General features: G+C 56.2%; 15 protein-coding genes. 7 read left to right on the forward strand and 8 right to left on the reverse strand.

The window, feature by feature from the left end; genetic code table 11:
• The first annotated feature begins 102 nt into the window (after nt 1–102).
• The 5 genes from KM934_RS01370 to KM934_RS01390 all read left to right on the forward strand — a co-directional run bounded on the left by KM934_RS01370 (nt 103) and on the right by KM934_RS01390 (nt 4,656).
• Nucleotides 103–501, forward strand: a complete 399-nt coding sequence (locus KM934_RS01370) for an FKBP-type peptidyl-prolyl cis-trans isomerase (RefSeq protein WP_215758821.1) — start codon at nt 103–105, stop codon at nt 499–501.
• Between the two features lie 244 nt (nt 502–745).
• Complete coding sequence (locus KM934_RS01375; protein ID WP_215758822.1) at nt 746–2,092, forward strand: ATP-binding protein; 1,347 nt, start codon at nt 746–748, stop codon at nt 2,090–2,092.
• A 25-nt stretch (nt 2,093–2,117) separates the two neighbouring features.
• Entirely contained in the window at nt 2,118–3,608 is a 1,491-nt protein-coding gene (locus tag KM934_RS01380) for a hypothetical protein (protein ID WP_215758823.1), read from the forward strand.
• A gap of 84 nt (nt 3,609–3,692) precedes the next feature.
• Entirely contained in the window at nt 3,693–4,112 is a 420-nt protein-coding gene (locus KM934_RS01385; RefSeq protein ID WP_215758824.1) for a nucleoside 2-deoxyribosyltransferase, read from the forward strand.
• 130 nt (nt 4,113–4,242) lie between these two features.
• A complete protein-coding gene (locus KM934_RS01390; protein ID WP_215758825.1) occupies nt 4,243–4,656 on the forward strand; it encodes a (deoxy)nucleoside triphosphate pyrophosphohydrolase in 414 nt (137 codons plus the stop codon).
• A 205-nt stretch (nt 4,657–4,861) separates the two neighbouring features.
• Here the strand turns inward: KM934_RS01390 and citF are convergent, their stop codons facing one another.
• From citF to KM934_RS01430, 8 genes are all read right to left on the reverse strand, one after another.
• The gene (gene citF, locus KM934_RS01395) at nt 4,862–6,403 is read right to left on the reverse strand and encodes a citrate lyase subunit alpha (RefSeq protein WP_215758826.1); all 1,542 of its coding nucleotides are present in this window, start codon (nt 6,401–6,403) and stop codon (nt 4,862–4,864) included.
• Complete coding sequence (gene citE, locus KM934_RS01400; RefSeq protein WP_215758827.1) at nt 6,400–7,290, reverse strand: citrate (pro-3S)-lyase subunit beta; 891 nt, start codon at nt 7,288–7,290, stop codon at nt 6,400–6,402. Before citE ends, citF begins: the two co-directional genes overlap by 4 nt.
• Before the next feature lie 98 nt (nt 7,291–7,388).
• On the reverse strand, nt 7,389–7,670 hold the full coding sequence (gene citD / locus KM934_RS01405) for a citrate lyase acyl carrier protein (protein WP_215758828.1): 282 nt from the start codon (nt 7,668–7,670) through the stop codon (nt 7,389–7,391).
• Nucleotides 7,671–8,247: 577 nt separating this feature from the next.
• Nucleotides 8,248–8,391, reverse strand: coding sequence for a hypothetical protein (locus KM934_RS01410; protein WP_215758829.1), 144 nt, complete (start codon nt 8,389–8,391; stop codon nt 8,248–8,250).
• Nucleotides 8,392–8,461: 70 nt separating this feature from the next.
• Nucleotides 8,462–9,118 (reverse strand): uracil phosphoribosyltransferase, encoded by a 657-nt coding sequence (gene upp / locus KM934_RS01415; protein WP_215758830.1) that lies wholly within the window; start codon nt 9,116–9,118, stop codon nt 8,462–8,464.
• A gap of 178 nt (nt 9,119–9,296) precedes the next feature.
• A complete protein-coding gene (locus tag KM934_RS01420; RefSeq protein WP_215758831.1) occupies nt 9,297–12,788 on the reverse strand; it encodes a hypothetical protein in 3,492 nt (1,163 codons plus the stop codon).
• 336 nt (nt 12,789–13,124) lie between these two features.
• The gene (locus KM934_RS01425) at nt 13,125–16,118 is read right to left on the reverse strand and encodes a glycoside hydrolase family 16 protein (protein WP_215758832.1); all 2,994 of its coding nucleotides are present in this window, start codon (nt 16,116–16,118) and stop codon (nt 13,125–13,127) included.
• A 17-nt stretch (nt 16,119–16,135) separates the two neighbouring features.
• Nucleotides 16,136–17,437 carry an alpha-L-fucosidase gene (locus KM934_RS01430; RefSeq protein WP_252344840.1) on the reverse strand — a complete coding sequence of 434 codons (1,302 nt, stop codon included), beginning with the start codon at nt 17,435–17,437 and terminating at the stop codon, nt 16,136–16,138.
• Between the two features lie 1,006 nt (nt 17,438–18,443).
• On the opposite strand from KM934_RS01430, the gene KM934_RS01435 reads away from it, so the two are divergent.
• Nucleotides 18,444–19,100 carry a carbohydrate-binding family 9-like protein gene (locus KM934_RS01435; RefSeq protein ID WP_215758833.1) on the forward strand — a complete coding sequence of 219 codons (657 nt, stop codon included), beginning with the start codon at nt 18,444–18,446 and terminating at the stop codon, nt 19,098–19,100.
• 169 nt (nt 19,101–19,269) lie between these two features.
• Complete coding sequence (locus KM934_RS01440; RefSeq protein WP_317192654.1) at nt 19,270–20,064, forward strand: Fic family protein; 795 nt, start codon at nt 19,270–19,272, stop codon at nt 20,062–20,064.
• Nucleotides 20,065–20,143: the final 79 nt, after the last annotated feature.

Below are 20,143 nucleotides of genomic sequence, written 5' to 3' on the forward strand. Positions count from 1 at the left end.
GCAACCGATGTTAGGAGGTTCAAGAATTGTCTATTACCTTTGCATGTTGGAAACGTGTGGCAAACGACATGCGTTGCCATTCACCCAAACAACATAACCATCATGAAGAAACAAGAATATGCGCGGGTAAACAAGGAGTGGCTCGCCGAAAAAGCAAGCGAAGAGGGAGTGAACGAGCTGCCTGGTGGCATCTATTATAAGGTGCTGAAGACGGGGCTCAACGACGATCGCCACCCGTCGTCCCGCAGCATCGTGACGGCCCACTACACCGGCCGCACCATAAACGGCAAGAAGTTCGACTCGTCGCTGGGCGGCGCGCCGCTCGCCATTCGCCTTTGCGACCTCATCGACGGATGGATCATCGCCATGCAGCGCATGTGTGTGGGCGACAAGTGGGAGGTGTATATCCCCGCTGAGAAAGGCTATGGCAAATTCTCGCAGCCCGGCATCCCCGGCTACTCGACCCTCATTTTCGAGATAGAGTTGCTCGGCATCGCCTAAAAACCGACACCCATTAGGAGAACGCCGCCCATCCGCCGCACCCCGACAGAAGGTGGTCCCACGGCTCAGCGAAAGGCTCCGCAGGGCGCTCGGGCCCCAACTGGCGGGTGCTTCCCATAGCCAACATTTTGCGGTTTTCGGCATTTCGGGCCTAAAACATTTTGCGGTTTTCGGCATTTTGTGGCCAAAACATTTTGCGGTTTTCGGCAAAAGCCGTATCTTTGCCGTAAATATTTGGAAGAATATGGCAACAAAAAATAAGCTTTTCAAGCGCAAACTATACGACAAGATGCTCAAGTGGAAACAGGAGAGCAACGGCGAGACGGCCTTACTCATTGAGGGTGCAAGGCGTATTGGCAAATCAACGCTGGTTGAGGAGTTTGCCAAAAACGAATACGACTCCTATATTCTCATCGATTTCTCTCAAAATGCCGAGGAGGTTAACAATCTGTTCAAGGATTTGTCGGACCTGAACTATATCTTCCTTCGTCTTCAGGTGATGTATGGCGTAACCCTGCATGAGCGAAAATCGGTTATCATATTCGATGAAGTGCAAATGCAGCCATTGGCTCGGCAAGCCATCAAGCATTTGGTAAAAGATCATCGGTACGACTATATTGAAACGGGGTCGCTCATTTCCATTCGAAAAAACGTAAAGGATATTGTTATTCCAAGCGAGGAAATGCGGATGCCTATGTATCCAATGGATTTTGAGGAGTTTAGATGGGCTCTGGGCGATACGGCGTCCATGCCTCTCCTTCGCCAAATCTTCGAATCACGCAAACCTTTAGGCGAAGCGGCTCATCGCAAGATGATGAGAAACTTTCGGTTATACATGTTGGTGGGAGGTATGCCCCAGGCAGTAAGCAAATATATTGAGACCAACAATCTCAGTGCGGTGGATATGGTAAAAAGAAATATCATATCTCTTTACGAGGAAGATTTCCGCAAGATAGACGAGTCGGGAAAAGCAGCGGCAATGTTCGATGCCATCCCAGCTCAACTGAGCAAAAACACCTCAAGGTATAAGATATCTTCGGTCTTTCCTGGAGAAAAGCAAGATAGGGTTGTCGATGTTGTGAAAATGATGGAAGAATCGAAGGTCATCAACGCCTCATACCATTGCGATGATCCGAACGTGGGACTCGCCTTGACCAAAGATCCGGAATATTACAAGATGTATGCAGGCGACACAGGGCTGTTTGTAACATTGGCATTCAAGTCGAAAGAATTTACTGACAACATCATCTACCAAAAACTTCTTAGCGATAAGCTCGAGGCCAATTTGGGCTATATTTACGAAAATGTTGTGGCTCAAATGTTGAGGGCAACGGGGAAAGACCTCTACTACCATACCATCAAGAAGCCTGATGGCAAGGGGTATTACGAGATTGATTTTCTCATAGCCGACGGCAGCAAGGTGAGTCCTATCGAAGTGAAATCGTCGGGGTATAAGGCGCATACTTCCATCGATAAGTTCTCGGATAAGTTCTCCTCCAGAATCCAGCGTAAATATTTGGTTTATACGAAAGACTTGCAGAAAGACGGCGACACCCTTTGCCTACCCGTTTACTTGACCCCATTCCTATAAACATCTTAATAACAGAATATCAGCCATGACGTTTGAAAGAGAAGAAAGGATTGCCTTTGCGCGCATCATATCCGACCTCATCGAGGCCGACTTTATCGTTGAGGATGAAGAGATGGAGTCGTTCGACCGCATCAGGAACGAGAAGGACTTCAGCATCACCATGAGCATGCTCTCGGAAGCCAAGACCATGACCTTCGCCGAGGCGGTGGGCACGCTCCAGGCGCTCCGCGATGAGGCCAAGAAGGCACGCATCAGGGAGAAGCTCCACCACATGTCGCTCTCGGATGGCACCTGCGTGCCGCTGGAGGCCTTGCAGATCATGGCTGTCAACTATGCGCTCGACGGCAAGGCGCAGGTGTTCTCCATTCCCGAGGGAAGCAGTTTCATAGAGAACATGAAGGTGATCTACATCGAGAACGAAGACCGCACGCCGACCGATGCTTACATCAGGCAACACTATCGCGCCATCAGCAATGAGTTTCGGTTGGCGGGGTTCAACTTCGTGTATATCCCCCAGATAGCCGACGACTACAAGCAGATTCGGGGGGATTATCTCCACAAGGTCATCAAATACATGATACCCACGCTCGATGAGGCGAAGGTGGAGAAAATTCAGCGCGACCTCTGTTCGATGACCACCTCGCGGTTCACCCACGAGTTGCTGTTTAAGAAGATGGGCATCAACATGCTCAACTCCAAGCCGGCCTTCCTCTTCAAGATTGGCGAGTCGGCTGTGGCCGACAAGAGTGGGGTGGACGATATGGAGCGCAACATGCATTCCAATTTCTTGCTTGTGCCCATCGACCAGATGCTGGGCGACGCCCTTCACGGCACGCCTGCCTCCATTCTCGACCAGGTGGTCGACCTGATGGACTCGTACCGCTCGATGGTGAGCGCCAAACTGGTGATAGAGAACCAGCCCTTGTCGAAGAAATTCCTTTATTACGGGTTCCACCGCTCGTTGTTCGACCTCATTGCCTATGGCAAGGAGCGCGCCAACTACAAGCTCGTCATCAACCTGCAAAACCGGGCGAAGCCGGTGGTGCTCAGGCCCGTCGACGCGCAGAACGGCCAACCGGACGAGGGGGGTGGCGACTTGGTGATCGACCTCACTCCACAGCCTTACACGCTCTACATCCTGATGGTTTACATGTCGTTGCTCGAAGAAAACCTCGATTGGACCGACTATGTGGAGAAGGATGAGACGCACAAGTTGATATTGGAAAAATACAACGCCATCTACAGGCGGGTGAGCAAGGGAAACCACAGCGGCGAATATCGCGACAAGAGTCATGTGTCGCGCATCAAGAAGGCGCTGAAGGCCCATGGAAGCATTGTGTCAAACATCGACCTGTTTGTCCCCGACAAGGTGCAGGCGGGAAAGACCGTGAGCTACAGGGTGCCCCTCCCGCCCGACTTGGTGTATGTCGTTGAAGGACCCAAAGGGAAGGAACGCGAGGTCAGAATGGTCGACTCCAACTTCTGGAAATCCCATTTCTGGGAAGACAACCATTAGCATCGTGCCACCTTTTCGCTTTCGGCTCATGTCCTACATAGCGTGCTGAGCGATTGCGTGGGAACGACAAAAAACAGGATTGCGATGAATAAGAAAATATACTTTGCAGGATCCATCCGGGGCGGAAGGGTCGACTCCGCTCTGTATCAGAGAATCATTCAGTACATCAATCAGACGGATACGGTGCTGACGGAGCACATCGGCAAGATGAACATGAGCGTGAAGGCGCAAACAAAATCGGTCGACACGCATATCTATGAGCGCGACACCGAATGGCTGAGAAGTTGCGACATGGTGATTGCGGAATGTACCTGTCCGTCTCTGGGGGTGGGGTACGAGTTGGCTTATGCCGAAGCGCATAACATACCGGTGCATATCTTCTACGACAAAAGCAAGACCAACATCTCGGCCATGCTCAACGGAAACGCTTATTTCAACATGCATCCCTATGAGAAGGAAGACGATATCTATCCTTGTTTGGACGAATTACTTTGTAGGCGATAACACACATCGCCTTATAAATCCTAAACCGTACTCACTTGAAGAAATACGGAACATTCCTCATGCAATGAACTTGCTGTGGGTAAGCATGGGGAAGATTGGGGCTTCACCCCAGCAATGGTAGCATTTGACTATGGAACAAAAGAAACAGATAGAGGTCGTGGCCGCCGTGATTTGTGAGGCCGGCCGGGTGTTTGCCACGCAGCGTGGCTATGGCGAGTGGAAAGACTGGTGGGAGTTTCCCGGCGGAAAGATGGAGGCCGGCGAGACGCCTGAGGAGGCGCTGCGCCGCGAGATTTGTGAGGAGTTGGCCACTGAGATTGAGGTGGGGCCGCTGCTCACCACGGTCGATTACGACTACCCGAAGTTTCACCTCACCATGCACTGCTTTCGTTGTCGACTGGCCAGTGGGCGCCCCACGTTGCTCGAGCACGAGGCCGCTCGCTGGCTGGACCGTACCGAGCTCTCCACGGTCTGTTGGTTGCCGGCCGACAAGGTGGCGATCGAGAATATGGACCACGATGGCTTTTGGTCGCCCATCCCGTAAGCGGCATCCTTTGCAACGGCTTGCCTCGCAGCAAGATAGCTGTGGACGTAGATAGCTATGGATGGCAAAAAAAACATGGATCGCAAGAGGAACGTAACACATAAAAAGGCCATGGGGCGCTGGCGCGAATGTCGCTGACCCCATGGCCTAAATTAGTTAAGCAAATGTAATGTTAAGCTATGCTGTGTTATGCTGCCCTGTTCGGTTATTCCTTGATGTCCTTGATGACATCCATGACGCTGCCGCCGCGGTTGAGCACCACACCCACCACCTTCTCGCCGAAAGGTAGTGGCGCCGGTGTGCCGATGATTTTGAGGGCGCGGTCGCGCAGCTCCTCGAGCGTTACGAGGTGGAGGCCCGCCTCGCGCAGGCGCTCGGCAATCTCCGGACGGTTGGGATTGACGGCAATGCCATACTCGGTCACCACCACGTCGACGGTGCGTCCCGGTGTGATGAGCGTCGTCACCTCGTCGACGATGCACGGTATTCGGCCGCGCAGCATTGGGCAGACGATGATCGAGAGCGCCGAGTCTTCGGCCGTGTCGGGATGGCCGCCGATGGCGCCGCGGATGATGCCGTCGCTGCCCACGAGCACGTTCACGTTGAAATGGACGTCGACCTCAAGGGCTGAGAGAATCACGATGTCGAGGTAATGGGTGGCTGAGCCCTGCTCTTGCTTGCTGGCATACTCGTAGGCTGCCACCTCCTTGTGTCGCGGATCGTTCTTGAGCGACTCGGCCGCCACCTTGTCGAACGACTGCACGTCGATGAGTCGGCCGATGAGACCTTCCTCGTGCATCTTCACCATGTGGGCAGTGATGCCGCCCAGGGCGAACGACGCCTGGATGTTGCGGTCGATCATGCTCTGGCGAATGTATTTTACGGCGGCGAGCGATGCGCCGCCCGATCCCGTCTGTATGGAGAAGCCGTCGTTGAAGTAGCCGCTGTTCACGATGACCTTCGCGGCCTGCTTGGCCAGCAGGATGTCGCGTGGGTTCTTCGTGTCGCGAATGGCGCCCGAGGCAATCTTCGATGAGTCGCCTACGCTGTCGACCTCAACCACGAAGTCAACGTCGTGCTCGGAGATGGAGTTGGGCGTGTTGGGATAGTTCACAAGGTCGTCGGTGAGCACCACCACCTTGTCGGCGTAGCGCGCGTCGGGCAGGGCGTAGCCCAGCGATCCGCAGATGCTCTTGGCGTTCTCGGAGCGCGAGTAGCCGCAGGCGTTGCCCAATGGATCGGCCGATGAGGCGCCCAAGAAGGCCACGTCGATGTGGAGCTCGCCCGAGGCGATGGCGGCGCCGCGTGCGCCGTGTGAGCGGAAGATGACGGGCTTGGCCATCAGGCCGTGTGAGATCTCCTTGGCCAGTTCGCCGCGAAGGCCCGATGTGGAGATCTGGGTGATGACGCCGTTGCGTATGTGCTCAATGAGCGGAGCGTGCACGTCCTGCAGGCTCGAGGCGGCAAGGTGGAGATCCTTGAAGCCCATCTCGGCGAGCTTGGCCACCACCATGTTCACCACCTTGTCGCCACCGCGGAAATGGTGGTGGAAGGAGATGGTCATGCCGTCGCGCAATCCTGAGCGGCGAATGGCGTCCTCCAGGCTCACGAGCTTGGGGCTCTCATGTTGCAGTTCCAGACGAGGCGCGGTTTCCTTGTGGTTCTCGGCACCGTCGTTATACACTCTCTTTCCCATTGCCTCAGCCACTTGGCTGACAAGGGTCTTTCTGTCGTTCAGTGTGTTCATACCAAGTCCTCCTTTTTAATTACGCCCGAAGCCAGTGCGAGGTCGATGACGCGCTGTGCGCGGATGACAACTGGTCGGTCCACCATTTTACCATTCACGGCGATGACGCCCGATCCCTTGCTTTCGGCCTCCTTGATGGCGGCGATCACGGCGAGGGCCTTGTCGATGGCCTTCTGTGTGGGAGTAAACACCTCGTTGATGATCTCAATCTGTCGGGGGTTGATGATCGACTTGCCATCGAATCCCAACTGATGGATGAGCTCCACCTCCTTGCGGAAGGTCTCCATGTCGTTGAGGTTGCTGTACACGGTGTCGAGGGCGTCGATGCCCGCGGCGCGTGCCGCCACAACGATGGTTTGGCGTGCCATGAGCAGCTCCATGCCCTCAGGCGAGCGTTGGGTCTTAAGGTTGGCGCAGTAGTCCTCCGCTCCCAGGGCGATGCCCATCATGCGTTTCGATGCGGTGGCAATGGCGTAGGCGTTCACCACGCCGAGGGTGCTCTCGATGGCTGCCATGATCTGCGTGCGGCCCAGGCAACCGATCTCGCGCTCCACTCTTTCTATCTCGCGCTCCACCTCCACGACTTCCTCGGCCGTCTCGGTCTTGGGCATGCGTATGACGTCGACTCCGGCTTTCACCACGGCTTCCACGTCTTTCTTGCCGTAGGGCGTTGAGAGTGGGTTGATGCGCACCACCATCTCCGTCTTGCCGTAGTCGATCGATTTCAGTGCATTGTATACCAGCAAGCGCGCCGTGTCCTTTTCGGCCATGGTCACCGAGTCCTCAAGGTCGAGCATGATGGAGTCGGGACCGTAAATGTATGCGTCTTGCATCATGCCTGGGTTGTTGCCCGGCACGAACATCATGGTTCTTCTCAGTCGTTTCATAGTTAATGGATTTTTAGTTTCACTTGTGGCGCCTTTTTTCGCCATGGCGGAGCGAAGGTGCGCTCCGCCTATCCTGACCTGAGGCAACCTGTTCTAAATTACTCGCTCCAGACGTCGTTGCCGGTGGCTCTGACGGCGGCGGCAGTTGTGCGCGCCCGTATGGTGCAGTCGAGGGCGCCCTTGTCGGTGGCGTACACCTCGGCCTTGGTGATGCCCAGGCCCATGAGGGTCTCACGGATCACCTCGCGGATCTGGTCGCCAAACTGAAAGGCAACGGAGCTCTGCAGATGGATGTCGAGCCCCGGATGGTCTGAGGGGGCCAGTTGAATCATAATGTCGCCGGACTCCATCGTACCGGCTGTAGCCATTTTAAGTTCCATAGATACAATGATTTATAGTTATACGGGTTAGAGTAGACATTGGGGTTAATCCGGGGCGTTGCGCAACGTGAGGACAGCTCGTGCCTTTCGCTCTGGCGAGCCGTGGCTTGATGCCTTTCGGTCATTGCCTTTCGCTTGGTGGTCCTATGGCCTGATGCCCTTTCGGTCATTGCCTTTCGCTTGGCGAGCTGTGGCTTGATGGCCAATGGGGTGGTGCCCATGGTGTTGGCTTTTGCCTTAACGGAATGAATAGAAGGTTCTTTTGCGTAAATATACGACAACACTTCCTTCCAAAATGTTGAAAAGAACCGTTATCTATACTTACGCTCACGCGAGTGGTATGGATATTAAGAGAGGCTGTGCTCGCACAAAACGTAGCCGCCGTGCGAACCTTAGCGTTTATGCGGTAAAGATACACAAAAAATGCGAAACCGCAAACGTTTTCGGCGAATATTTTTTATTTGGGGCGGGAATGGGGAAGAGGCGGGCGCAAATATGCGCCCGAAATTCTTGCCGCTGGACAAAAGAGGGTAATGGGTAAAAAGCGGTTCAAGAAGTAAGAGGGGCAGGCTGGGCGTTACGGTTGGGCAGGCATGGAGGCTAAGAGGGGCTGGCTGGGCGTAACGGAGGGTCCGGCATGATAGGCAAAATGGGTATAATAGGCATGATGGGAGGCTGGCGCGATACGTGCGGTTTGTCCCATCTTGTCTATTATACCCATTGGTTTTTATTGCCGTGCTTGGCTTTAAGGCCTTTCCCTTTTGGGCTTTATGGGTTTCAAGGGTTGGCTTTTAGATCTTGCCGCCGTAGCAGAGGTCGCCGGCGTCGCCGAAGCCAGGTACGATGTATTTGTGCTCGTTGAGGCCAGGGTCGACCGCTGCGCACCAGATGGTGGTGTCTTCAGGGAAGGTCTTGCGGATGTGGTCGATGCCGTTGGGCGTTGCGATGACACACACCACGTGCACCTTCTTCGGTTGGCCCTTGGTGAGCAGGGCCTTGTAACCCATCTCCATTGAGCCACCAGTGGCCAGCATCGGGTCGACGATGAGCAGCGTGGTGTCGTTCAGGTCGGGTGTGGCGAGATACTCCACGTGTATGCCCACCTTCGTGTGCGCTTCGTCGGTGTACTCGCGGTAGGCGCTCACAAAGGCGTTGGCGGCATGGTCGAAGATATTGAGGAAGCCCTGATGGAAGGGCAGTCCGGCGCGGAAGATGGTTCCGAGCACGAGGCGGTCGGTGGGCACGCTTACCTTTGAGACGCCAAGCGGAGTGACGATGTCGCGCTCCTCATAGTCGAATGTCTTGCTGAGCTCGTAGGCGATGAGCTCGCCCACACGCATGATGTTGTTGCGGAACAACAGGCGGTTGTGCTGATAATCTTTGTCGCGCATCTCCGCCATGTACTTGTTGATGATGGAGTTTGATTTGCTGAAATCAATTACTTTCATGGGTAGATAATGGGTTTTGTTTTGATAAACTGGGTAAAAGTACAAATAATATTCGAAACCCACGTTCCTTTCGCTTGTTTTTTTGTGCTTTTACCCCATAAAAAGGGCGCCCACCGCTTGTGAGCGCCCTTTGTTATGATAGCTTGGTCCAATCCGTTGGGGATTGGCTTAAGGCAGATTACTTCACTACAACCTTCTTGCCGGCCACGATGTAGAGACCCTTGGGCAGTCCCGTGAGGCTCTTGGCGTTCTTGCGAACGAGTTGGCCGTCGACGGTGTAGACGTTGGCAGCAGCGTTGGCGTCGATGAGGATGTTGCTAACGCCTGCGATGACAGCCTCCATCTCCTCCTTCGAGGCGTAGACGGTGATGGCCTTCTCTGAGCGAACCTTCTCGCCCTCGGCGTTCACATAATAGAGGTAGAAGCTACCTGTGGCGGCAGGAGTCCAGGTGGCGCTTGCCACAGCCGACTCGCCTGCGTGCAACGGAGTGGTGCTGACGCTGGCGGGGTTGAGGCTTCCTTGCTGCTCGGCATCGTCGGCGTTCTCATAGCCCACGGCCACGCTGAACGGAGCGATGGTTCCGGTGGTTCCGGTGTGGGCGATGGTAAGGCTCACCTCCTTCTCCTGACCCACGTAAGCCATCCACACATTGTCGGTGGGAGCCACGGTGATGGTTGTGTCGCGATCGTAGTCCATTACGCCAATCTTCACAAGGCGGAAGTCGGCGAACGACATCCAGCTGTGTGCCGTATTGGTTGATCCCTCCACGCCGATGGTCACCGCGCCGTCCATAGGCACGTCGATCACCACGTAGTTGCGCTCCCATCCAAAGTTGAACAGGCCGTTAGATGAGCCATGGTGCATCATGTCGACGCTGCCCAGCTGGTCTTCGCCAAAGTTGGCGTAGAGCTTGAAGGTCTCCATCTCTGCGTTGGCGCGAGCCATGACCGAGAGGATGTACTGGCCCTCGGTGAGCTTCAGTTCCTGAGTCATGTTGGTTGTCCAAGACTTGTCGCTCCAGTTGTCGCTGTCGAAATAGTGATGCTCTGCGTTGCCCTCGGCGTCAGTCCAAGGCTCGCTCGACTTGATGTTGATCTTTCCGCCGCTGATCTTCCAGACGTTAGCGTCGATGGCGTCGGCAGCCAGCGGGTTGACGATGAGGTCGGTCATGTTCAGAGCGGTCTCGTCGGCCTCAGCCAAGCTGTTGCTCTCCGAAGCTACGCGCTCGAGCTGCGGCAGGACGGCTGCGATAGAGTCGGCCTGGGCGGCATTGGCGGGAGCGAGGTCGATGGCGGCCTTCAGGTCGTCGACCTTCTGAACTGCTGCGTACGGATAGTTCTTCACAGCCTTCTTGGCGTTTGCCAGAGCCAGATATGCGTTGCGAGCGTTTTTGAGGTTTGCTGTGGCAGCCTTCAGGGCGCTTGTGGCCTCCTCGTAAGCCTCCTGCGTTTCCTCGGCGATGGTGCCATACTGCTCCACGGCAGCGTTGAGAGCGGCCATCTCCTCGCCTGTGACGATGGTGTCGGCCTGAGCCACCTGGGCAGCGGCCAGGGCAGCCTCGTAAGCCTCCTTGTAGATGGTGAGGTCGATCTTGTTGCTTGTGCAGAATACGCGGAAGTTGTCGAAGATCGTCCAGTTGCTTCCTCTACCTTCGACGGTCTGCTTCACGCCAATCTTCAGCGATCCCTGGTTGACCACCACATTCTTGATGGTGTCGTTGTAGAGCCCAGCGCTGAAATACTTCGAAGCGTCGTTCATGGTCTGCGGCACATAACCGAAGGTGGTGTTGGTACCCACATTGTCCTTTTGTCCAGCGGCCGCAAAGATCGAAAGCATGGGCTTCTCCACCTCGCCAGCGTACACGACGGCGTTGATGTTCTCGGTGGAATCTGTGCGTGCTGCAGCAGCTTCGGCAGCCTTACCGTCGCGGTAGAAACCTTGGTACACCACGCTGTACACACCGTTGGGCACCTCGGCTGTCTGGTTGACATCGAAGACGGTATTGTATTTTTCGGCGCAGAAGTTGTCGTTGTCGCCACTCAGTGTGGGGCTACCCTGCCAAGCGCTGTTACGCTGGTCGTTGCGACCGAAGTTCATGCCCTGGAAGAGCAGAGTCACATCCACGGGGTTCTCCTTTGATGCAGTGGGCAGAGCGTCCATGATGTCCTGGATGCGCTTTTCGCGGCTCACAGCAATCCACTTGGCTGCATCGGCGTCAGCGACGTTGGTAGCGTTCACCACTGTTCCCTCACCAGAGAAGGCCAGGAACTTGCCATCGGCAGTGGTGAGCTGGAGCACCTTCTCGGTATCGCCCTCAGCGGTGATGTCGGTGATGTTCCAACCGTAAGCGTTGGCATCGACATACGCGTTGGCGCCCAGGAAGTGCTGCGTAGCATTGTTTGCCACACGCGAGTCGAGGGTGTAAGTGCCATCCTCGAGCATGCTCACGGTGAAGTCGAGTCCGTAGTCGTTGAGCGAAGCCTGTGTGCCCCAGCTGTTGCCGGCAGCCAGCCACTTCTTTGTGGCCACGTTGTAGAGGTAGTAGACACCGCTCTCGAGCGCAGGCTCGGGCTTTGCCTCGATGGCTTCAGCCGACACCGGCATGAGCTGCACGTTGCCCTTGTAGCTGCCCACGATAGCTGTGATAGAGAGTGCCTCCTCAGGCCACACATACTCCTCGCCCAGCACGCGGAACTGGTCGTACACCTGCATGGTGTCTTCACCCTGCACGGCGTAGTGGTTTCCGAGGCTGTCGATGAGCTTGGCCTCACCGAGCTTCACCAGTTGCGAGAGGATGTCGTTGTTGACCGTGGCCAGCGTTACCTCCTTCGGTGTGGCAGCGCCCTCAGTGATGACCACCTTGTCGAGGTTGGTGCTGTCGTTTGCTGCGAGCTCAGGAATGTCGTTGTAGGGAGCCTGCTTTCCGATGATGGTTCCGTTGAGCACCTGTCCCTCCTCGAGGTTGAGGCCTGTGTTGTGGAAGATGGTTGCAGCGGTGGCGTCCTGCACGTAGATGTTGCCATTGTAAACCTTCGTTACGTAGGCGTCGGTGAGCGTGAGGCGCACGGCGCTGTCCTTTGGAAGGGCGTTGAATGTGGCGATGTTATCCACCGTTTTGAATGTTACGACCTTCACCTCAGGCTTAATCGTCTCTTCGTTGGCGTTGGCGTAGGTCACGGTGATGGTGTTGATCTGGCACTGCTTGCCAATCGTAGCGGTGACCTTCACGGCATTGCCTTCCCACTGTTTCTTAGCGGTAGCGTTGTTGGCCGGCTCGTAGGTGGGCTCTTCCCACTTCTTGTCGGTAGTGAACACGATGTTTGTGATGGCGCGTCCCTCGGGAGCCTCAAACACCATTTTGCCACCGTAGAGGCGCAGCTGTGGCTTTCCCTTAACAGCCCAGAAGCGGTTGGCTGTGCTGGAAGTGCTCGGTGTGACGGTCATTGTGCCCTCACCGATTTGGAAGACGCGGTCCTCAGTGATGTCGCCCTCATTGCTCTCGGCAGACGATGTGGCGTAGGTCGAGTCGGCGAAGTTGATTGTCGCCACGCCGTTGGCCATTGTTTCCCCGACGGTGTCGTTGATGGCAGGCAGAGCGGCCACTGCAGCGATGCTGAGGGGCAACGCCAGCGCCATTGCGCCGACGATGTAAGAATAGAATTTCTTCATGTGTGATAGTTGAAGTGTTGGCGCGTCGTCGGTCCGTTGGCGCACCGTGGTAGGGTTTGGATAGAATGAAGCCATCTCATCGGACCGATTGATCCTTCCCGTCTGAGGGGTAAGGCCTGAGAGGCTTTTGGGTGATGGGGTAGTGCTTGTTAGTTGATAGCTTTTAACTGTTTGTTGTTGATATGTTTGATGATAGTGATGTGGCTTGATCGTTCGCTAAACACATCGGCCGCCACACTCGGTACGGCGGCCGATGTTAGGATTGTTTACAAAGGTAGTGCTTTTTTATGTAACGGCACCCTCCTTGCAACAGAAATATGACATCGTTCCTTGGTTTCAAGGTATTACTACCTTCTGCTTGTTGATGACATACACGCCGTGGGGCAGCGTCACCGTTTCGTTGCCTTGCAACTCCTTGTGGTACATAACCTGTCCCTGCGCGCTGCAGATGGTTACCCACTGCTTCTCGGGCGCTACCAGTCTGACGTGATTCTTGCCCACGTAGAAGTCGAAGGCCGACGTGGTGGTCTGCCCGATGCCCGTTGGGTCGACCTGCTGGTACACACGCACCCAGTCGAAGAGCGTGGTGTAGGTGTGTCCCAGGTCGGGTGCGCTTGCCCAACTGCCGTTGCCCACACTCTGGTTGAGGATGATGTAGAAGTCGTTGTCGAACGGCCACTGACCATTGTTCAGCGCGTCGGTCTTCTTGCTCTTGGCATACGAGAACACCTTCTTGCCATCAACAAACCATGTGAGCATCTTGTTGGTCCACTGCAAGGCGAAGACGTGATATTCGTCGGCCTGCGTGGCTGCGCTACCCGACTTCACGGGGTCGTTGGCGTGTCCGAGCGTGTTGCCCCACTTCGAGTGGATGGTGTGGTACGACTTGTTCTCGGTGTTGATCTGCTCCCAGATGTCGATCTCGCCATCGTTGGGCCATCCGAGCGGTTGCTTCGACGGCATCATCCAGAATGCGGGGAAGTTGCCCGTGTACGGATTGGTCTTGATGCGAGCCTCCACACGTCCATAGTGGAAGTCGAACTTGCCATGGCTCTCCACGGCTCCGCTGATCATGTCGAGTTTTTGTCCGTTCCTATCTGTTTCCGTTTCGAGCGGGTTGGGCATGCAGTGCATGACGAGCTTGCCATCCTTGATGTATCCCGTGAGGCGACGTCCCTCCTCGGTCTGGGCGATGAATCGGTTCCATGCAGCGCTGTAGCGTGTGGGGTTTACCCACTTGTCGGCGTCGGGATAGGTGCCGTCGGGCGCGTTGAACTCATCGGAGAACACCAGTTTGTTGACCGGATTGCCCACCGGTTCAAACTCCAGTGTGATGCGCACGTCGCCGTTGGCCTGTTCCTTGGTCAGCGTGTAGGCGTTTCTGACCTCCAGCGTGTCCTCGCTCCACTGGCGGTTGCCGCAGACGAACTGGTCGCCGTCGAGGTTGTGGCCATGTCGGATAAACATGTTCTCGGCCGCATACTCGCGGTTGAAAGGCGTGGTCATGAGCGCCAGTTGTTCGCCATAGGCGATGGTCTCGCTCACACCCTTGTTGCCTTTGCCCATGATGTAACCGTTGAGGGTGCGGATGTCGAGTTTCGAGCGCTCTGGGTGCACGTTCAGGAGGAAATCGACGACGTAGCCGCCCTTGGCGTCTATTTGGTTCTCGCCACCCTCGGTCCATTGGCCTGCGGGATTGGTGTTGTCCCAATCGATCTTGTAACGGGCGCGGTAGTTGCCCTCTGGCAGATCCTCGGGGATGGTGAAGGCAGGCAAGACCACCCCTGCGCTGTCGGCGTCGCTGAGGTTTTGTCCCAGACTGTTCTTTCCATTGAAATAGGTGTACGACAGCAGTTCGCTGCTCACGTCGGGCTTACCGTTCTCGGAGATGTCGGCAGTGAATTGCCCATCGTTGTCGAGGTCCACATAGAGGTATCCGTGCATGGGGCTGCCCGTGTAGCTGGCCGTTGCGGCAACCTGGTCGCCCGGCACCACCGACACCTCCGTGTCGAGCATCTTTCGGTACACGGTGTTGCCCGTCTCGTCGATCGCCACCTCCGTGGTTCCACCCTTTGTGGCCACCATGGTGAAGCTTTCGAGGCGATTGTCGCCTTGGCGTTGCAGCTCCTCGTTGAAGTTGAGCGCGTAGTCGCCCTCTCCCTCCTGTGATGATCCTGTGCTCTTGAAGTAAGGCGTGATTTCCACATCGCCGTCGATATACTTGGCGGGGATGGTGTAAAGGTTGTTCTTCACCAGGTAGCTGGGCACCGTGGCGTCGAAGAACTGGGGCGTTTCGTAGAGCAGGCTGTCCTCCGAGCTGATGTTGCCGTGGCGGATGAGGAAGTGTGAGAACTTAAATCCGGGTGCGGGCTTCACCGACACGTTGTAAGGCTCTCCAAACGGAATGAGCTCCTCGGTGAGCTTCGATCCGTCGGCCTTCAGCACATCGCCGTTCAGTCCACCGCTGGTGCCGCGTGTTCCGCGCTTGATGGTCACCTGGTCGTTGTGCACAACGAGACGCACGTCGACGATGGCGCCGCCGTTGCTCAGGATGGAGTTGTCCTGTGTGAGCGATCCTCCGGGCTCCACATTGTCCCAGTCCACCTTGAAGCGCATGCGGTACACGCCCGGCTTGAGGTCGCTTGGCAGCGTGAAGGCGGGCGGGTTGAGGCGGTTGCCGTCGGGCTGTGTCTTGCCGCTGCTGTCCTTGCCCTTGAAGAACGAGTAGGCCATGAGGTCGCGGTCGTTGGTGATGTTGTCGCCATCGGTCACCACGTTAAACTGGCCGTCGTTGTCGCGGTCGAGGAACACATAGCCGCTCATCCACGTGCCTTGGTAGTTGAACGTGGCGGTGATGGTCTGTCCGGGTTTGGCCGTGAAGGCCTGCTCCAGCATCGGCATGTAGAGCATCTTGGTCGACTGCTGACCCACCTTGAGCGTCTGCGTCTTGCCGTCGGCCTTCAGGGTGATGCTGTTGAGGTGGCGGTCGGTGCGATTCAGCTTTTGCGTCTTCTCGTAGTTGATGTCATAATAGGTGGTGCAGAATCGCGGTGTGGCCGACGTGCTCAGCTCGATGTCGTCGATGTAGAACAGGAAATCGCTCGTGCGGTTGTGGGGCGATTGCAGGTCGGGCACCACGAGCAGTTTGTGAAGCTCGGCTCCGGGATTGCCGCTGATGGGGAACACAGCGTCGAACCACTGGTTCTCGCCCACCTGGGTATAGCTGTCCTCGCTTTCGAAGTCGCAGATAATATGGTTGTTGCTGGTCTGTGCAGTTGTGCCGATGGGCAGGAACAGCGAGGCCAAGCAGATGTATTGTTTCAGATTCATGGTGAATGGAATAAGGGTTAGTAGATGGAAACCGTGTGGAGCAGCGGGCAAGCCTTCGCGTCGTTGATGGTGATGCGTACGGCCTTGGCCTTCACGCCAGCGTCGTAGCTGCTGGCCGTGTTGCCGTTGAGCGGAACGATGCGCTTGTAGCCTATGGTGGTGGTCTTGATGTTTCCACCGCGGCGTGTGAAGGTCGTTCCGTCCTCGCTGGTCTCAATGGTGAAGCTCTTCACGCGCTGTCCGAGGCGTATAAACTCCATCATCGACACGTAGTGGAGGGTCTGCGGCGTGTCCCATGTGAAGGTCAGCGAGGCCGATGTGGTGCCGTCGTCGGTGGCCCAATAGGTGTTCTTGTCGCCGTCGGTCACGTTGCCGGCCTCGTAGCTCACGGTGGCTCCGCCCTGTCGTGTGGCCGAAGCCTCCACCTGTGCGTTCTTGGCCAGGTCGTTACCCAGCCGGTTGGTTATCATCTGTCCCAGTTCCTTCATGCGGTTCACGGTTTGCGCGGGCAACTTACCCGTCTTGTCGGGCGGTATGTTGAGGATGAATGTGGCGTTGCGCCCCACCGTCTCCAGGTACATCTGGAACAGGCGTTCGGCGCTGTAGATGCCCTCGCCCTCGTGCCAGAACCATCCCTTGGTAGTGGCCTTGGCGTCGCTCTCTCCCGGATGCCATTGCCATCCGTTCTCGTCGCCATACTCGCCTGAGCCCATGGCCCAGTTGGTTTCGCCGGCCCATCCGGCCTCGTTGCCTATCCAGCGTGCCTCGCCGCCTTCGCCCCAGAGGATGATGTTGGGGCAAACCTTGTGGATGGAGTCGCGCAGGTTGGGAATGTCGTAATAAGTGGTGGCGTTGGGAATGTCGCGCTTGCCGCCCTTGCCGCCGTAGTGGCCAGAGCCGCCGCGTGCTCCGTCGAACCACATCTCAAACTGGTCGTCGCCATAGGTGGCCGCCTCGGCACACTGCTTGAAGAACACGTCGTTGGTGTAGGTCGACGTGTAGTTGCCGTCGTCGTCCTTCTCGGCCCAGTAGGGGCTGTTGCGGTCCCACGGCGAGATGTAGAAGCCATACTTCATGCCGAGCTTCTTGGCGGCTGCGGCGAAGTCGCGTGGCACATTGGTCTCCTTGGCGTTGGCGTTCGATGACGAGGTGAGGTTGTGCTTCGTGGTCGATGTGGGCCACAGGCAGAAGCCATCGTGGTGCTTGATGACGGCGATGCCGCCTTGCATGCCGGCCGACTTGGCGGCTGTGAGCCACTGCAAGGGGTCGGGCACAGCGGTGGCGCAAACTGGTTCTCCGACTCGCTGCCCAGTCCCCATTCCTCGCCGGTGTAGGTGTTCATGCCATAATGGAAGAAGGCGTAAAACTCGGTTTCGTTCCATTTGAGCTGGCGCTCAGAGGGAACGGGAAAGACGGGTAGGGGCGTGTTCTCAGGATTGGGAAGCGTCTGCTCAACCAATCCGAAGTCGTCCTGGGCGTTGACGGTTGTTGGACTCACTGCCATCAACCCCAACATGGCGCAAAGGAGCGCTCTCGTTTTTTTGGTAATCATTTGGTAGTAATTATTAGGTTGCGTTTAGGTTGGGCTCGACCCCGTGGTGCCGCTCCTAAAGGCTCATCGCGAGCACGGCGACAGGTAGGCAATCGATGATTAGGTCGTAGCTGTAAGCAAAATTAAGAATTTTTCTTCGTTTGGCGCATATCCATTGCCAAGTTTTAGCGTTTCCGACCCCAAATTTCCCTCTTGTGGTTCACCAATAGGGTGGGGGCAGGGGCGAAGCGGAGGATGGAATGTGGAGCGAAAAGACCATGTGTTGTAAGGATGTTTGGCTAAAAAGTTGGTCTCTGTTTTTGCGTGAAATAGCGCGCGAAAACGCGTTTTTTACGAGACGGGCGACAAAAAACCGACTTCCCGATTTGCCGTTAGGCATCTTTCCATTTGCGATACCTGCCTAACCGAGCCTCGAAAGAGCATCTCTCGTAGTGCCGTTAGCCATGTTTCGAGCCTCGAAACGTGGCTTTTCGCAATGCGGAATGTGAAAACAGAAGGGTTGAACGAGTTGTAGGAATGGTAAGTGGTTAATGGTCAGAGTGTTGCGAAGATTCTGTGAGAATGGCGTATTTGCGACCGAAGGCATGGCTGGTCGTAAAAAACAATGTAGATTACGGTATAGATTGTTGCGATGTTTTAATAGTTGCATGCGTGTCAAATGACCGACGGGTGCGGCATAAATCGGCGGGAAGCAATATTCTTTTGCCCATTTCGCGCTCACTTTCGTTTCTTAGTTGTATCTTTGCATAAGATAGCAAAACCAAACCTAAACTATGCAACCAACGATCCTGATACCCCGCATTGCCGACGCTCCCGTTAGCGCCGCCGAAATTGTTAGCGTGATGGACAATGCCCATCTGCCATTCATCCCCGTGGCCCATTCATGCTGGGCCGAGTCGTTCCCCTACAAGCCTCAGGTGGAGGTGCGCCTGGCCCACACGGGCTCTCACCTGCTCATCCATTACCGCGTAAGCGAGGCTTGCGTGCGCGCCGTGGCATCCTACGACAACGGCAACGTGTGGGAAGACTCGTGCTGCGAGCTCTTCCTTTCGCCCACCGACGACGGCACCTATTATAATATAGAGTGCAACGCCGCCGGAACGATGCTCATCGGAGCCGGAGCGGCCCGCGCCAATCGCGAGCGCGCCAACCAGGAGGTGCTCAACACCGTAGACCGCTTTGCCACCATGGGCCGCATTCCGTTTGCCGACATCGAGGGCGAGCGCACGTGGCAGCTGTGCCTGTCTGTGCCCGCCACCGCCTTGTTCCACCACAAGCTCCAGTCGTTCGCCGGCCTGCGGGCCCATGGCAACGTCTACAAGTGTGGCGACAAGTTGCCCCGTCCCCACTTCGTGTCGCTCTTCCCCGTCGACGTGCCCAAGCCCGACTTCCATCGCCCCGACTTCTTCGGCCCCATGCAGTTTGAGTAAGGCGCGAGCCACGCAATGCTTGCCAAGGCGCAGCCACGCCCGCAACGGGAGGGTTTGCGCCGACGTCAGGTTTGTCCCCAATGGGTTTAGAGATAATGGGCGCCAAATGATGGTGCTGTCAAAAAAATGATGTATCTTTGTAGGCAACAGTTATCACGGGAAACTTTATATGATGTCATTCGAAAAGGAAATCAACGAGTACGAACGTCTGAGGGCTACGTATCAGGCGGAGGTGATCGATAAAATGGAGCGTGAAGAGTATCGGCAGTTTAATGAGGTGCTTTTCTCTACCCATTCGTGCGCCATCGAAGGCAACTCGTTCTCGGTCGACGACACACGCGAATTGAAAGAGAAAGGCCTTGGCATGATTCCCGCGGGCAAGACCCTGTATGAGGCTTTTGAGATGCTCGATCATTTCCAGGCATACGAATATGTGCTCGACCATATCGACCATCCGCTCGACGAAGAATTCCTGAAAGAAGTGAACCGACGTGTCACCCTCCACACGATTGCTTACCGTGCGCCCGACGCCACGCCCGGCCAATACACCACGACCGACATGGCGGCTGGCGACACCGTGTTTGGCGACCACGGGCAGTTGGTGGCGAGGGTGCCCCAGCTGCTTGCCTCCACTGAGCGCGCCATCGTTGCGGCAGCGGCCCATCCCATGGTGCTTGCCGCACGCTTCCACGGCTTCTACGAGTATCTGCATCCCTTCCGCGACGGCAATGGCCGTACGGGGCGGCTCCTCAGCAATTACATCTTGCTGCGCATGCACCATCCGCTTCTCATCATTCCCGCCACCAGTCGCCAGGAATACATAGCGGCCCTGCGCATGATTCGCACCGAGGCAACCGACGAGCACCTTGTTAGCTTCTTCTTCAAAGAGGCCATGCGGCGAATGACCGACGAGTTGGCGCAGAAAGAATCCAACACCCAACGCTTCAAGATGTTCCTGTTCTGATTCGCCATCGATGGCGACGGGCTGCGAACACCTGTGCCCATTCCTGCCGTTTCGGCCGTTCCCGCAACCAATTGGGGAC

The sequence above is a fragment of the Hallella faecis genome, from assembly GCF_018789675.1.
In the GTDB taxonomy this organism is placed as follows: domain Bacteria; phylum Bacteroidota; class Bacteroidia; order Bacteroidales; family Bacteroidaceae; genus Prevotella; species Prevotella faecis.

What these genes read in the sequence shown, in the direction of transcription:
- KM934_RS01370 (WP_215758821.1), top strand. Translation starts at nt 103, where the DNA reads ATGAAGAAACAAGAATATGCGCGGGTAAACAAGGAGTGGCTCGCCGAA.
- KM934_RS01375 (WP_215758822.1), top strand. Translation starts at nt 746, where the DNA reads ATGGCAACAAAAAATAAGCTTTTCAAGCGCAAACTATACGACAAGATG.
- KM934_RS01380 (WP_215758823.1), top strand. Translation starts at nt 2,118, where the DNA reads ATGACGTTTGAAAGAGAAGAAAGGATTGCCTTTGCGCGCATCATATCC.
- KM934_RS01385 (WP_215758824.1), top strand. Translation starts at nt 3,693, where the DNA reads ATGAATAAGAAAATATACTTTGCAGGATCCATCCGGGGCGGAAGGGTC.
- KM934_RS01390 (WP_215758825.1), top strand. Translation starts at nt 4,243, where the DNA reads ATGGAACAAAAGAAACAGATAGAGGTCGTGGCCGCCGTGATTTGTGAG.
- citF (WP_215758826.1), bottom strand. Translation starts at nt 6,403, where the DNA reads ATGAACACACTGAACGACAGAAAGACCCTTGTCAGCCAAGTGGCTGAG.
- citE (WP_215758827.1), bottom strand. Translation starts at nt 7,290, where the DNA reads ATGAAACGACTGAGAAGAACCATGATGTTCGTGCCGGGCAACAACCCA.
- citD (WP_215758828.1), bottom strand. Translation starts at nt 7,670, where the DNA reads ATGGAACTTAAAATGGCTACAGCCGGTACGATGGAGTCCGGCGACATT.
- KM934_RS01410 (WP_215758829.1), bottom strand. Translation starts at nt 8,391, where the DNA reads ATGGGTATAATAGACAAGATGGGACAAACCGCACGTATCGCGCCAGCC.
- upp (WP_215758830.1), bottom strand. Translation starts at nt 9,118, where the DNA reads ATGAAAGTAATTGATTTCAGCAAATCAAACTCCATCATCAACAAGTAC.
- KM934_RS01420 (WP_215758831.1), bottom strand. Translation starts at nt 12,788, where the DNA reads ATGAAGAAATTCTATTCTTACATCGTCGGCGCAATGGCGCTGGCGTTG.
- KM934_RS01425 (WP_215758832.1), bottom strand. Translation starts at nt 16,118, where the DNA reads ATGAATCTGAAACAATACATCTGCTTGGCCTCGCTGTTCCTGCCCATC.
- KM934_RS01430 (WP_252344840.1), bottom strand. Translation starts at nt 17,437, where the DNA reads ATGGGGACTGGGCAGCGAGTCGGAGAACCAGTTTGCGCCACCGCTGTG.
- KM934_RS01435 (WP_215758833.1), top strand. Translation starts at nt 18,444, where the DNA reads ATGCAACCAACGATCCTGATACCCCGCATTGCCGACGCTCCCGTTAGC.
- KM934_RS01440 (WP_317192654.1), top strand. Translation starts at nt 19,270, where the DNA reads ATGATGTCATTCGAAAAGGAAATCAACGAGTACGAACGTCTGAGGGCT.